This window comes from Blautia faecicola, from assembly GCF_004123145.1.
In the GTDB taxonomy this organism is placed as follows: domain Bacteria; phylum Bacillota; class Clostridia; order Lachnospirales; family Lachnospiraceae; genus Oliverpabstia; species Oliverpabstia faecicola.
Map to the genome: position 1 here is coordinate 2,078,210 of NZ_SDKC01000001.1, position 12,539 is coordinate 2,090,748.

The window sequence follows — 12,539 nt, forward strand, 5'->3', positions numbered from 1 at the left end:
CCAAAGAAAGGGATAAACTATGTTAAGTACAATCGAATCCATCAATTCGGCGGTCAACAATTTTATCTGGGGAGTCCCTGCTATGATCTGTATCATCGGTGTCGGTCTGTATCTGACGATCCGCACCAATTTTTTACAGATCCGCAAATTTCCCTATGCAATTAAGACCACCATCGGACGTATGTTCCGAAAAAAAGACGCATCTGACGGTTCTCTGACGCCATTCCAGGCAGTCTGTACCGCTCTTGCCGCGACGGTCGGTACCGGTAATATCTCCGGAGTCGCGGGTGCCATCGCCATCGGTGGACCTGGTGCCGTCTTCTGGATGTGGATCTCGGCTCTGCTTGGCATGTGTACCAAATTCGCCGAAGTAACACTTGCCGTTCATTTCCGTGAGACGAACGCGCAGGGAGATCTCGTCGGCGGACCTATGTACTATATAAAAAATGGTCTGAAAAAACACTGGCACTGGCTGGCATACCTGTTTTCCGCTTTTGGTGTCCTTACCGTATTCGGTACCGGTAATGCCACACAGGTCAATACGATCACAACGGCTGTCGATTCCGCACTGATCAATTTCCACCTGATTTCTGATCAGTCTGTCAGCACACTGAATCTGATCATCGGAATCGTGATCACGATCCTGGTTGGTCTGATCCTTCTTGGCGGTATCAAACGAATCGGAAGTGTGACGGAAAAACTGGTTCCTTTTATGGCACTGTTTTATATTCTTCTGGCACTTGGTGTTGTACTGATCAACTTCCGTAATATTCCGCATGTTTTTTATTCTATTATTTATGGTGCTTTTCGCCCGCGTGCTGTAACCGGCGGTGTGGTAGGAAGCTTCTTCCTCAGCATGAAAAAAGGAGTTTCCCGTGGTATCTTCTCCAACGAAGCAGGTCTTGGTACCGGATCCATCGCCCATGCCTGTGCGGATACCAGAAAACCGGTGAAACAGGGTCTGTTCGGTATCTTTGAAGTATTTGCCGATACCATTGTCATCTGCACCCTGACTGCTCTGGTTATTCTATGCAGCGGCACCCCGGTCACTTATGGACATGCTGCCGGTGCAGAACTCACGATATCAGGATTTACTTCTGTATATGGCAGTTGGATTTCTGTTTTTACAGCCGTTGCGATGTGTTGTTTCGCTTTTTCTACAATCATCGGATGGGGACTGTATGGAGCAAGATGTATCGAGTTTCTGTTTTCCAGTGAGAAGATCGTAAAGCCGTTTATGGTTGTGTATTCTCTGGTAGCGATTCTTGGTGCTACCGTGGAACTTGGACTTCTGTGGAGTATCGCAGAGACCTTTAATGGGTTGATGGCGATCCCGAACCTGATCGCGGTGTTCCTGTTGTCGGGAACCGTTGTGAAACTGGTGAAGGAGTATTTTGCTACCGAAGGAAAATAAATATTTTAATTCCTGACATACAAGAAGGAGCTGACGCACTGATTTTCGTGCGACAGCTCCTTTTTGTATACATATTTTATTTTCTCATTCATTTCACATCTGCACTCTGTGTATCCACACATACCGCATGTATCGCAAACCGTTTTTCATAGCCCTGTCCCGTACAGGTCGACAATGTCAGGATTTTGTCGGAAGACTGCGGAGTTATTCCGGTCTGGATTGAAGAATTATTTACCATATGATCGATCAATTTCTGATATTCTTCTCCCGGCTGGTAGCCGATAAGGATATTATAATAATCGGAAAAATCCGGCTGATTCAGTCCTTCCAGAAAAATACTGGCTGCAATATGTATCTTTCCATGCAGATTTTTCCGCAGATATGTCTCATTATCCCCGGAATACAGCACCGGATCATCAATGCCCATCTCGTCCGGATCATCAAAACGGATCCATGCCACAATATCCGCATTTTCTTTTCGCAGTTTCTCAAACTCCACCGTTACCTCGGTAAGCCACCAGTCCTTCTTTTTCTCTCTTTTCCCTCTGTAACATCGGTTTTGTCACTGACATATGTTTCTGCCAGTGCCTCATATTCTTTCTCCTGTTAGTTTTAACAAACTACCATCGTCATTATGAAATGTCCCGTCGGAAATGTCAATCTTTTTCTCTTGTCTGGCCGTCAGTTCCTATTTTATTCTTTTCAATTCATATTCTCTCGTTCCAAGACCGATCTTCTCCGCCTGATCCAGCGTTGCTTTCCACTCGATGTTTGGGTTGGAATCTTTGAAATGGTCGTGGTGGCAGTGCCATCCTTCTTCTGCCAGATGTTCTCCGAGCTGGCTGTTTGCAATCGGTGTTGCCTGCAGACAGGCATCTGCACACGCCTGATCCAGCGCTACCGGGTCGAAACTTGCAAACATTCCGATATCCGGAAGAATCGGTGCGTCGTTTTCTCCATGGCAGTCACAGTTTGGGCTGATATCCTGTACCAGTGCAATATGGAAATGTGGACGGCCATGACAGACAGCCTGTGCATACTCAGCCATTTTCCGGTCAAGCAGTTCGTTGGCACTGCTGTTTGGATTGTATACCGCATCAAAACTGCAGGCTCCGATGCAACGTCCACAGCCTTTGCATTTGTCATAGTCGATCACTGCTTTTTTATTTACATAGGTGATCGCGTCACTGCCGCACTCCTTTGCACAGCGGCGGCAGCCACGACAGACCTCTTCATTGACTGCCGGTTTTCCGCTTGCATGCTGCTGCATTTTTCCTGCACGGCTTCCGCATCCCATACCGATATTTTTAATCGCCCCGCCAAATCCGGTTGCTTCATGTCCTTTGAAATGACTCAGGCTGATGAAAATATCCGCATCCATGATCGCATGTCCGATCAGTGCAGTCTGACAGTACTCTCCATTGACGACCGGAACTTCCACCTCATCCGTTCCGCGCAGTCCATCACCGATGATGATCTGACATCCGGTTGTGATCGTGTTAAATCCATTCAGATTCGCGCAGTTCAGATGCTCCAGTGCATTCTTTCTGCTTCCCGGATACAGGGTATTACAGTCTGTCAGAAATGGCATCCCGCCCTGTTCCTTACACAGATCTGCAACCACTTTTGCATAATTCGGGCGCAGGAAAGCCATGTTTCCCAGCTCTCCAAAATGCATCTTGATCGCAACAAATTTTCCATCCATATCGATATCTTTAATGCCTGCTGCGACACAGAGTTTTTTCAGCTTATCCAGCTGACTGGTTCCTACCGGACATCGGAAATCCGTAAAATAAACGGTTGATTTCTCCATAGTTTATTCCTCCTGTAAATTCTTTTTAGATAAGAATACCACAGCAGGTGTACCCGGTGTCAAGTATTTCCTCAGAATCCGTTTTTCTTCCTTCTGACGCTCCTTATTTCCGGCAGACGTCGATACTCCAACGGTAAAACACCATATGTTTCGGCAAATACCTTTGCAAATTTCCCCTGATTTTCATATCCTACCGTTTCTTTCATTCCGGTCATATATCCTCCCCCATGCATCCAGAGAATCCCCGTAGCCTGCTCCTTTCGTACTTTCGGCGTCAGTACTAGAGCGTGTTTGAAAAATAAAAATTGCACAAAACGCATGTTTCATTTCCCTTTTTCATGATAAAATAAAGAAAAAGGGGTGTTCACTATGTTGAGACGATATGAGTTAACAGATGAAGAATGGAACCGCATTGCACCGTTACTCCCGCCTGAAAATACAGGGAAACAGGGACGTCCACGAAAAGATAACCGCATCATTCTTAATGGGATGGTCTGGTTGGCACGCAGTGGTGCACCCTGGCGAGATCTCCCAGAACGTTATGGATCCTGGCAAACCGTATATAGTCGTTTTCGCAAATGGATTGATGATGGGATTCTGGATAATATTTTTCGCGTTCTAAGTCTGGAAGCTGAATTGGAAGAACTATCTATAGATGCTTCTATTGTTCAGGCTCACCAGCATAGTGCAGGTGCTAAAAAGGGGGGCTCCCAAATGAAGTCGGACATAGCCGTGGAGGAGCCAGTACCAAAATCCATGCAGTAGTAGATGCCTATGGGTATCCGGTGTATTTTATGATCAGTGAAGGGCAGCGTAATGATATCAATTACGCAATCCCTTTGTTGGATCATATCCGAATAGATGGCAGCAAGGTTCTGGCGGACCGTGGATACGATAGTAATCAACTGATGGATTACATTTACGACCACGGAGGAGAGCCGACCATTCCATCCCGTCGAGGAGCTAAATTTGACCGTTGTTGCGATTGGTGGCTTTACAAGGAAAGACATCTGGTCGAAAATTATTTTTTGAAATTGAAAGCATTTCGCCGAATAGCAACACGTTATGATAAATTAGCATTCACCTACTTAGGCTTCTTATGTATCGTTTCAATATTAATTTGGTTAAAATGAACAACTTAAAATGTTTTTCAAACACGCTCTAGAGCGTGTCTAAAAAATCATTTCTGCAATTAATACCTTTGTCTGGAAATGACCGATACATTTTGTTTCTCCCATCTCTGCGTACAACTCGTTCCAGGTTGTAAAACCAGACTTCATCTCTGTGTTCACAGTCTGCGAACCATAATGTATTCTTCCTCTTTATCCTCCACAGTTTCAAACCCGAGTTTTTTATACATCCGTGCAGCATAATTCGCTTTCTGCACTGACAGAGATACCTGTGGATAGCTCTGTTGTTTTAATGCGGTAAGCATGTGCTGCATCAATGCGGTTCCGATTCCGCAATGCCGGAATTCCTCAAGAACCGATATTGCAAGTGAAGGCGTATCATTATCTACATGCCCATAATCATCCATAATCCGGCACCAGACCGCTCCTGCTATTTTCCCAGACGTTTCCGCAACATAACAGTTATCATCTTTCTTTTTCCCAAAATCCGCAACATACACCTGCAACTCCGGCTCTTTGATGATCTCTTTCGGCGGTGCTTTGGTTCCTTCGGGGATAAAAATTGCTTCATATAGAAAATCGTCTAAGATCTTTATTTCCTCCTGATGTAATTTTCTTATCCGATACGAAACATACTTCATTTTGCCAACCTCCTGTGTGTCATCACTGTTTTCTCGGATTATCCAGCACATAAATCACACCGGCAAATCCCGTAATGACAGAAAATAGAATAGCACACCCCATCGATTCTCCCAGTGCTGCTCCGAAATAATATCCGATCACACCGGCCAGCACCATGCCAATTACTGATATTACGGTTCTGAATCTATCCATACGCATCCCCTCCTGCTTTTCTGTTCTCGCCTGTTTACTCTTTACACACATCCACCCAGCCTTTTGCCCCGGCGATACGTTCCAGTTCCGGGATGGTCAGGCGCACGGCGCTGTGATCATCTACCGTTGCCGTAGAATCTTCCAGCCGGATCACGCGATCCTCCATGCCTTTCTCCCGCAGATATGCTTTTGCTTTTTCCAGTGACATTTTTCGTTCCTTCCGCAAATTATTTTCATATATTTTATTTCCGGTTCCAGTTTGCCATGCTGCTGCCCTGCTGTTCCAGGATTCTCTTCCTGAAGCTGCGGCACAAATTTACGCACATCGTCACTGTGGGAAAAATCAGATTTTGTTGTGACCTTTCCAACGCTATTTTTCTATATTTTAACACAACCGTCCTGCTATCGTATAGACATTTTGTCTGTATATGCATGATTTCCGAAAAAAATATGTGTATTTACAACGATTACTCCGAAAAATCCTCACACATGGATTCTTTCTTCTGCTATACTAAAAGACAAAGAAAGCAGAAAGGACGTACTTATGAATATACAATTAATTGCACTCGATATTGATGGAACTCTTACCAACGATCAGAAACAGATCACTCCTGCTACCCAGGATGCCCTTCTTTCCGTTCAGGAAAACGGAACACGGCTGGTACTTGCTTCCGCGCGACCGCTCCATGGACTTCTGGAATTTGCTGAACTGTTACAGTTAAAGAAATATCATGGAATCCTGATGGCATATAACGGCGGAAAAATCGTAGATGCTGCAAGTGAAGCAATCCTCTCCGAGACACATATGTCTATAGAAGTGACCCGAAAACTCCTTCGTTTTCTGGAAACCCTTCCGGTAACTGTGATTCTCGATGACGGCACACAATTCTATGTGACTGATCCTTCCGGCTATAAGGTGGAATACGAATGTCACTGTAACCGGATGTCCTGTACGCAGGTGGACAACCTGGCGGATTTTCTGAATTTTGCACCGGTAAAACTGTTGCTTTCGGTCGATCCCTCTTTACTTTTTGAAGTTCAGAAAACCATCGCTTCGCATCTGACTCCTGATCTTACCGTTGTCCGTACCGCACCTTTCTATCTGGAGATCATTCCCATCTCTATTAACAAAGGAAAAGGTCTCTCCGATATCTGTGACCGTCTGGAAATCCCGCTCTCTGCCTCCGCTGCATTCGGTGACTCAGAAAATGATATTCCGATGTTAAAAGCTGCCGGATGGGGTGTTTCTATGGGAAATGCAGAAGATGCGGTAAAAGAAGCGGCAGATACCGTCACGATCACAAACAACGAGGACGGAATCGCCATTGCCTTAAAGGAGGAATCTCAGATATGAAAGTCGTAATCGCCATCGATTCATTTAAAGGAAGTATCAGTTCTCTGGACGCCGGAGCTGCCATCCGCGAAGGAATCCACCGGGTATTCCCAGAGGCAGAAGTGCTTGTCCGCCCTCTGGCTGACGGTGGGGAGGGAACTGTGGAGGCTCTCGCACGCGGCATGAACGGCCGGATCCGCACAGTGACCGTTACCGGTCCGCTCGGAACACCCGTAGAAGCTTCTTACGGGATTCTTGATGCTTCCAAAACTGCCATTATCGAAATGTCCGCTGCCGCCGGTATCACACTGGTGGACGAATCGAATCGGAATCCATTATATACAACCACCTACGGTGTAGGTGAACTGATCCGCGACGCCGTCACCAACGGATGCCGGCACTTCATCGTCGGCATCGGAGGAAGTGCCACAAACGACGGCGGCATCGGTATGCTTCAGGCACTCGGATACGATATTCTGGACAAAAACAGACAGCCGGTTCCCTTCGGAGCCAGCGGTCTGTCACAGATTGCAACGATCCATGACACACACGTTCTCCCGGAACTTAAAGATTGTCACTTTAAGATTGCCTGCGATGTAACAAACCCACTCTGCGGTCCACAGGGATGCAGTGCCATCTTCGGTCCGCAAAAAGGCGCAACCCCGGACATGATTCGCCAGATGGATCAATGGCTTGCCTTCTACGCCAGCATCACCCGGGAAACATACCCGAACGCTGACCCCAGCCACCCTGGCACCGGAGCCGCCGGTGGACTCGGTTTCGCCTTCCTTTCCTACACAAATGCCATCCTCCAGTCCGGCATCCAGATCGTCCTGGAAGAAACCAGATTGGAATCCTGCATCAAAGATGCTGACATCGTTATCACCGGTGAAGGCCGCCTCGATGGCCAGACCATCATGGGAAAAGCCCCCATTGGCGTCGCCGCCATCGCCAAAAAATACAACAAAACCGTCCTCGCCTTCTCCGGCTGCACCACCAAAGAAGCCACCCTCTGCAACCAGCACGGCATCGACGCCTTCTTCCCCATCCTCCACACCATAACCACCCTGGAAGAAGCCATGCACCCCGAAACCACCCGCCAAAACCTAACCACCACCACCGAACAGGTCTTCCGCCTGATCCAGGCAGTACAGATACACTAAATTACTCTCCTGCACATTCCGGCTATATCAAATATTGACTTAATCCACTGGATCAATTATAAATATACACCACAACAAAACCGAGGCTGAGATCCCTCTTCTCCCCTCGGTTTTATCTATATAATACTATGTTCCATTTATATGATATGTTGTTTGGTTCAAAAGGTATTCTGCCCCCTTTGATACCGTATTGTTCCGTACTTCGTACTTTCACAATCCTCATAGCATAATATAATGCAGTTTTCAGCAGCTCTCCTTTCAGAACCTCCTACTTCAAAATCCTCTCGTTCATCTTTCAAGTTCTCAGCCAGCACCCAGCCTGAAAACAGACCGCGCTGTCTGCAGCAACACTTTGTGGGCGTTTAGGGGAAGCTTTGAAATCCAGCCCTTACGTAGACTTAGGCTCGAGCGCTCTCGCGAGAGTCTTAGTCAAAGTTAGGGATTAGTTCAAAGTTCCCCTGCCCACGTTGCCGCAGACAGCGCGGTCTGTTTTCGGGCGTCCGTCTTGAACACCCTTTCTATATGGCATGTTCCCCCAGCTTACTCAGCCCAGGTCCCATCCACAAAAATATCCACTTCACTGCCATCTTCCCGGATCCCCACAATATGCAGATCATCTGAGCCAACCATAAAGTCCATATGGATCATAGAATCATTAATCCCTTTCGCATAGATCTCCTCATCCGTCATATCCATAAATCCTTCAATAACCTCAGAAAATCCACGTCCGGCAGCCACATGACAGCAAGCATTTTCATCAAACAAAGTATTATAAAACATTAACCCAGACTGGTTGATCGGAGACTCTTTCGGAACTAGTGCCACTTCACCAAGCATAGAAGCACCTTCATCCATCGCAAACATTTTCTTCAGAACTTCTTCCCCTACTTCTGCGTGGCAGTCTACCACTCTTCCGTCCTTAAAATCAACCGTAAAATGATCGATCACCTGTCCGGAACGGCTTAACGGTTTGGTAGAAACCAGACGACCTTCGCATTCTCCTCTCATCGGGCTTGTGAAGACTTCCTCTGTCGGCATGTTCGGAACAAAGAAAGCACGATTCAGATGATTGATATCTCCTGCACTGCCCCATTTTGCTCCCGGAATCAGATCTACACGAAAATCCGTACCGTTGCTGCTTGTATAATGCAGTGTTTTAAAATTCTGTTCATTTAACCAATTTGCTTTCTGCGTCATCCGTTCGTTATGTGCCTGCCAGATTTTTTCCGCATCCTCACCATCTTTCAGATATACGCAGTCAAAGATCGCATCCCACAGTTTTTCCACTGCCACATCCTCTGTATCATCCGGAAATACTTTTTTCGCCCATTTTCCAGAAGCTGCTGCCACGATCAGCCACTGATGTTTACCATCGATCTGATCACGGTATTTTTTCATGACTTTCTGACGCATCTGGCTGACGGTAGAAATCAGATCTGCTGGGATTCCTGCCAGTTCATCTGGATCGGAAGAATCGATAAAGATACGAACCGGCAGATCCACGGTCATCTGTTTCGCCCGCTCCTCTTCCCATACCGGTACTTCACCGAGTACCTCTGCTGACGCATACTGATAATGCAGTTTGTTGATTTCTCCACACTCCCAGAACATCTCAACATAACTTGCTCCTGCTTTATAGCACTCCTCCGTCACCATCGTTACCAATGGGATCTGATCGACCCCTGCCTGCAAACGGACACGCTGTCCTTTCTGTACATTAGCTCCGATCTTTACGATCAGTTTCGCGTATTCTCTTAATTTGTTCTCGTTCATACTACCTTCTCCAGTCATTTCCATATTCTGTCATCGATTGTCACACATCTGCGGCAACCACAGTTACTTATGAGTATACCCGCATTTTGTACGAGATGCAAGCACAGTCTTTCTCCTGTGCAGTCACACGAAAAACGCCTCGCGGGATATTACCAGCGAACGGTAACACACGCGATAATCAATTGCTTCTTGTAACTTCCTGCCCCGTATACTATAATACGATGTGAGTGGCAAAAGTAAATTTTGCCATTCATTGATGTAATCGGATTGCTCCATTGCTACGCAATTCCCGCAACCCTTGAACACCTCGAACTTCCATAAAATGGCGTATTTACATCATAATACAGAAAGACATATAGTTACCGATGACAAAATCTCGCACAGGAGGACGCACATGGAGTATCTGGATATCGTAGATGAACAGGGACAACCGACCGGGGAAATCATTTCCCGCACCCTTGCACACACGAAAGGAATCCGCCATCGAACAGCTCATATCTGGATCGTTTGCAGGAAAAACGAACATTTTCAGGTTCTGATGCAAAAACGCGCAATGAGCAAAGATTCTTTTCCCGGAAAATACGATACGTCTTCCGCCGGTCATATTCAGGCAGGCGATGAACCACTTGCATCCGGCCTGCGGGAGCTTGCGGAAGAGCTGGGCATCCACGCCAAACCGGAGGATCTTGCATTTGCCGGATGCATCCACGGAAGTTTTGCAGAAGAATTCCACGGAAAAATCTTCCGGGACAACGAAATTGCCTTTGTCTATGTCTATCAGCAGCCTGTCGATATCGAGACACTCGTCCTGCAAAAAGAGGAGGTGGAATCGGTGCGGTGGTTTGATCTGGAAGAAACATACCAGAACTGTCGAAACCGTAACACGCAGTTTTGTGCCCCTGTCCCGGGACTCGAAGTTGTACGGCGATACCTGTACAGGTAAAATGCACACATGCTTATCCTACCTCCGGTCACTTTCTGCTTCGTCCGGTTTCTCCAATAATGTCTCGGTAAGAATCTTGAAAGCAGGAATAAAGCTGTCACGTATCAGTATGATCATTTCATTCACTTCATCTTCATTCCATATATGGACAGATGTATTACGCCTTTTTAACATAAGCAGCCATACTTCTGCATCGTTAATAAATCCAACGTAACTGTTCAATACCTTCACAGTTACGAGCCAAAATGCATAAAAAATCACCTTCGGTGATGGCATTTTGGCTTGTATGTCTCGGGATTTTGACATATTCATGTCAAAACACCTCGCGGGACAGTGGCTACTGAATAGTTGCAATCCAACTTTATAACCAAGCTGCAGGATTTCACGGGGAGATCCTGTAGAAGCTCCCTCCACACTGTGCATTCTCATAATTTCCTGCAACGCTTTCCATGCAAGTTTTACATAAATTTTTCATTACTGCGCATGCGTATTTTACACAGTTTTTTTATAATCATGACAGTAAAAGAAAACAATAGGAATAAGATCAAACACAGAAATGAGGGATCGTTATGTATAAGACTGTATGGAATTTTATGAACCATCATGTAAAAAGCTCACATGTTTCAGCAATGTTTCTCGCAGCGCTGCTGGCGGGATGGACACTGATCGGACTGCTTGCCGGTTCTGTTGTCTTCCTGATCAGCACCGTTTCCCTTTCTACACAAACAGTTGTCCTCTTTTGTTCTGCGGGTTACACAGGTCTGATTTTCGGATTCTTTGGAGGTATCTTCTATCTGTATCAAAAAACTTCGCCTCACAAAGAATCCTCTATAAATGCACCATTACCACTCGGAACCCAAAAGGCAGCTTAAGCTGCCTTTTTTATGATCCCGATGGGATTCTCACCAGAAGTTTCTGTCCGTCCTTTTCCACCATCGTCAGCACCGGAATATGTTTCTTTCTCAGCGCATGCACAACCGGATACCCTTCAAACATATGATCTGCCACATAAACCGCCTCCGGTTTATATTTCAGTATCTGCTTTACCTGTGTTTTCACAAACGCTTTCCATTCCTGCTTTTCCATCACAACTTCCCCGTAGATTCCCTGAAATTCCAGCTCCGGAAGTTCCGCATAATCCATATGAATGATCCGCGCAGTCTGCAGACCCGGCAGTTTTCCAAGCAGTTCATCTGCCGCTGCACCTCCACCAAAGTTCACAAGTACCGGTTCTTCCCTGTACTCTGCAAGGCTGATCTCGCATGCTTTCACCGCATCTTCCAACGTCCCTGTGGTCAGCAGAAAGCCTCCTTTATGACAGAATCCCGCACTTACCAGCCCTGTTTCTTTCTGTAATTCTTCATTTTCCAGACCCAGCCATTCGGATGGGAAACTGCATTTGTAATTCAGTGAATATTCTTTCTTCTGTGGCTGGATACAGTATCCGCCCCGGTTGGACGGAAAGATCACAAAGGCTATCTCCGTCTCGGACAGTCTTTTCTGACACGGTACAAATTCCGGAAGAATCAGAATCTTCGCCTCGTTTTCTTTCTTTTCGCCGGACTGTAACGCTCTCTCATGCGCTTCGAGAATCTCTTCCACCCGTCTGTCCGCCCGTTCATTTCCCAGATACCGCTCGAATTTATTCTCCAGAATCATCCCTGCCACACTGACCGCCTGGAAAAATGCTTCGTCGTTGCTCCCGTTGGCATCCCAGGTCGGATTAAAGTTTCCGATCAGCGCCGCCAGTTCATTCTTCTCACCGGTATTATCGTTGTTATCTAATGGCTGTACAAACGCTTCATCAAATTTCTGTGCCAGTTCTTCTCCCAGGATCTCTGCCCCCAGTGCTTCCCACAAAAGCCCAAGCGCAGCATACGCAACTCCGTTCTCCCGGATCCGACTGTCTTTCTGGTGATGATCGTACTGCCCTCTTCCGATATCAAAAACAATCCCCTCGAAGTCTTCCGGCACTTTATTCCCCCTTGTGATCGTAATCTCCGGGTTCAGATATAACAGCAGAGCTGCAGAAAACACATCATCTGCATGAAACTTTCCGCCGTGGGTAAAGGCAGACGCATGTTCCTGTCTGATCTGTTTTAATAATGTATTTGTTTTCATTATATATTCTCCTCG

14 protein-coding genes and 1 pseudogene are annotated in these 12,539 nt (G+C 46.4%); 6 read left to right on the top strand and 9 right to left on the bottom strand.

Going from position 1 to position 12,539, the window contains the following annotated elements:
- Positions 1-19: 19 nt before the first annotated feature.
- On the top strand, positions 20-1,414 hold the full coding sequence (locus ETP43_RS09290) for an alanine/glycine:cation symporter family protein (RefSeq protein ID WP_129257860.1): 1,395 nt from the start codon (positions 20-22) through the stop codon (positions 1,412-1,414).
- A gap of 88 nt (positions 1,415-1,502) precedes the next feature.
- Here ETP43_RS09290 and ETP43_RS09295 read toward each other — a convergent pair whose 3' ends face one another.
- The 3 genes from ETP43_RS09295 to ETP43_RS17075 all read right to left on the bottom strand — a co-directional run bounded on the left by ETP43_RS09295 (position 1,503) and on the right by ETP43_RS17075 (position 3,442).
- Positions 1,503-1,913: a class B sortase gene (locus tag ETP43_RS09295; protein ID WP_129257861.1), complete on the bottom strand. Its 411-nt coding sequence runs from the start codon at positions 1,911-1,913 to the stop codon at positions 1,503-1,505.
- Positions 1,914-2,102: 189 nt separating this feature from the next.
- Positions 2,103-3,227 carry a DUF362 domain-containing protein gene (locus tag ETP43_RS09300; RefSeq protein WP_129257862.1) on the bottom strand — a complete coding sequence of 375 codons (1,125 nt, stop codon included), beginning with the start codon at positions 3,225-3,227 and terminating at the stop codon, positions 2,103-2,105.
- A 71-nt stretch (positions 3,228-3,298) separates the two neighbouring features.
- Entirely contained in the window at positions 3,299-3,442 is a 144-nt protein-coding gene (locus ETP43_RS17075; RefSeq protein ID WP_164979673.1) for an AraC family transcriptional regulator, read from the bottom strand.
- A gap of 154 nt (positions 3,443-3,596) precedes the next feature.
- Here ETP43_RS17075 and ETP43_RS09305 point away from each other — a divergent pair.
- Positions 3,597-4,360: pseudogene (locus ETP43_RS09305) on the top strand (IS5 family transposase).
- A gap of 155 nt (positions 4,361-4,515) precedes the next feature.
- On the opposite strand, the gene ETP43_RS09310 reads toward ETP43_RS09305, so the two are convergent.
- Genes ETP43_RS09310 through ETP43_RS17085 form a run of 3 tightly spaced genes read right to left on the bottom strand, consistent with a single transcriptional unit; the run spans position 4,516 to position 5,399 of the window.
- Positions 4,516-4,998, bottom strand: coding sequence for a GNAT family N-acetyltransferase (locus ETP43_RS09310; protein WP_129257863.1), 483 nt, complete (start codon positions 4,996-4,998; stop codon positions 4,516-4,518).
- A 22-nt stretch (positions 4,999-5,020) separates the two neighbouring features.
- Positions 5,021-5,191, bottom strand: coding sequence for a hypothetical protein (locus ETP43_RS17080; RefSeq protein WP_164979675.1), 171 nt, complete (start codon positions 5,189-5,191; stop codon positions 5,021-5,023).
- Between the two features lie 34 nt (positions 5,192-5,225).
- Positions 5,226-5,399: a hypothetical protein gene (locus ETP43_RS17085; RefSeq protein WP_164979676.1), complete on the bottom strand. Its 174-nt coding sequence runs from the start codon at positions 5,397-5,399 to the stop codon at positions 5,226-5,228.
- A gap of 336 nt (positions 5,400-5,735) precedes the next feature.
- On the opposite strand from ETP43_RS17085, the gene ETP43_RS09315 reads away from it, so the two are divergent.
- Together ETP43_RS09315 and ETP43_RS09320 are read left to right on the top strand one after the other, a co-directional pair.
- The gene (locus ETP43_RS09315) at positions 5,736-6,545 is read left to right on the top strand and encodes a Cof-type HAD-IIB family hydrolase (RefSeq protein ID WP_129257864.1); all 810 of its coding nucleotides are present in this window, start codon (positions 5,736-5,738) and stop codon (positions 6,543-6,545) included.
- Positions 6,542-7,687: a glycerate kinase family protein gene (locus ETP43_RS09320; protein WP_129257865.1), complete on the top strand. Its 1,146-nt coding sequence runs from the start codon at positions 6,542-6,544 to the stop codon at positions 7,685-7,687. Before ETP43_RS09315 ends, ETP43_RS09320 begins: the two co-directional genes overlap by 4 nt.
- A 540-nt stretch (positions 7,688-8,227) precedes the next feature.
- Here the strand turns inward: ETP43_RS09320 and ETP43_RS09325 are convergent.
- Positions 8,228-9,460: an aminopeptidase gene (locus ETP43_RS09325; protein ID WP_129257866.1), complete on the bottom strand. Its 1,233-nt coding sequence runs from the start codon at positions 9,458-9,460 to the stop codon at positions 8,228-8,230.
- Between the two features lie 394 nt (positions 9,461-9,854).
- Here ETP43_RS09325 and ETP43_RS09330 point away from each other — a divergent pair, with 394 nt between their 5' ends.
- Positions 9,855-10,403 (top strand): NUDIX hydrolase, encoded by a 549-nt coding sequence (locus ETP43_RS09330; RefSeq protein ID WP_129257867.1) that lies wholly within the window; start codon positions 9,855-9,857, stop codon positions 10,401-10,403.
- 18 nt (positions 10,404-10,421) lie between these two features.
- Here the strand turns inward: ETP43_RS09330 and ETP43_RS17635 are convergent, their stop codons facing one another.
- Positions 10,422-10,634 (bottom strand): nucleotidyltransferase substrate binding protein, encoded by a 213-nt coding sequence (locus tag ETP43_RS17635; RefSeq protein WP_164979523.1) that lies wholly within the window; start codon positions 10,632-10,634, stop codon positions 10,422-10,424.
- A 338-nt stretch (positions 10,635-10,972) separates the two neighbouring features.
- Between ETP43_RS17635 and ETP43_RS09340 the strand changes: the two genes are divergently transcribed.
- Complete coding sequence (locus ETP43_RS09340; RefSeq protein ID WP_129257869.1) at positions 10,973-11,275, top strand: hypothetical protein; 303 nt, start codon at positions 10,973-10,975, stop codon at positions 11,273-11,275.
- Positions 11,276-11,285: 10 nt separating this feature from the next.
- Here ETP43_RS09340 and ETP43_RS09345 read toward each other — a convergent pair whose 3' ends face one another.
- Positions 11,286-12,524, bottom strand: a complete 1,239-nt coding sequence (locus tag ETP43_RS09345; RefSeq protein ID WP_129257870.1) for an MYG1 family protein — start codon at positions 12,522-12,524, stop codon at positions 11,286-11,288.
- Positions 12,525-12,539: the final 15 nt, after the last annotated feature.

Bases quoted from the DNA above. Each gene is read 5' to 3' on its own strand.
- ETP43_RS09290 (WP_129257860.1), top strand. From the start codon at position 20: ATGTTAAGTACAATCGAATCCATCAATTCGGCGGTCAACAATTTTATC.
- ETP43_RS09300 (WP_129257862.1), bottom strand. From the start codon at position 3,227: ATGGAGAAATCAACCGTTTATTTTACGGATTTCCGATGTCCGGTAGGA.
- ETP43_RS17075 (WP_164979673.1), bottom strand. From the start codon at position 3,442: ATGACCGGAATGAAAGAAACGGTAGGATATGAAAATCAGGGGAAATTT.
- ETP43_RS09310 (WP_129257863.1), bottom strand. From the start codon at position 4,998: ATGAAGTATGTTTCGTATCGGATAAGAAAATTACATCAGGAGGAAATA.
- ETP43_RS17080 (WP_164979675.1), bottom strand. From the start codon at position 5,191: ATGGATAGATTCAGAACCGTAATATCAGTAATTGGCATGGTGCTGGCC.
- ETP43_RS17085 (WP_164979676.1), bottom strand. From the start codon at position 5,399: ATGTCACTGGAAAAAGCAAAAGCATATCTGCGGGAGAAAGGCATGGAG.
- ETP43_RS09315 (WP_129257864.1), top strand. From the start codon at position 5,736: ATGAATATACAATTAATTGCACTCGATATTGATGGAACTCTTACCAAC.
- ETP43_RS09320 (WP_129257865.1), top strand. From the start codon at position 6,542: ATGAAAGTCGTAATCGCCATCGATTCATTTAAAGGAAGTATCAGTTCT.
- ETP43_RS09325 (WP_129257866.1), bottom strand. From the start codon at position 9,460: ATGAACGAGAACAAATTAAGAGAATACGCGAAACTGATCGTAAAGATC.
- ETP43_RS09330 (WP_129257867.1), top strand. From the start codon at position 9,855: ATGGAGTATCTGGATATCGTAGATGAACAGGGACAACCGACCGGGGAA.
- ETP43_RS09340 (WP_129257869.1), top strand. From the start codon at position 10,973: ATGTATAAGACTGTATGGAATTTTATGAACCATCATGTAAAAAGCTCA.
- ETP43_RS09345 (WP_129257870.1), bottom strand. From the start codon at position 12,524: ATGAAAACAAATACATTATTAAAACAGATCAGACAGGAACATGCGTCT.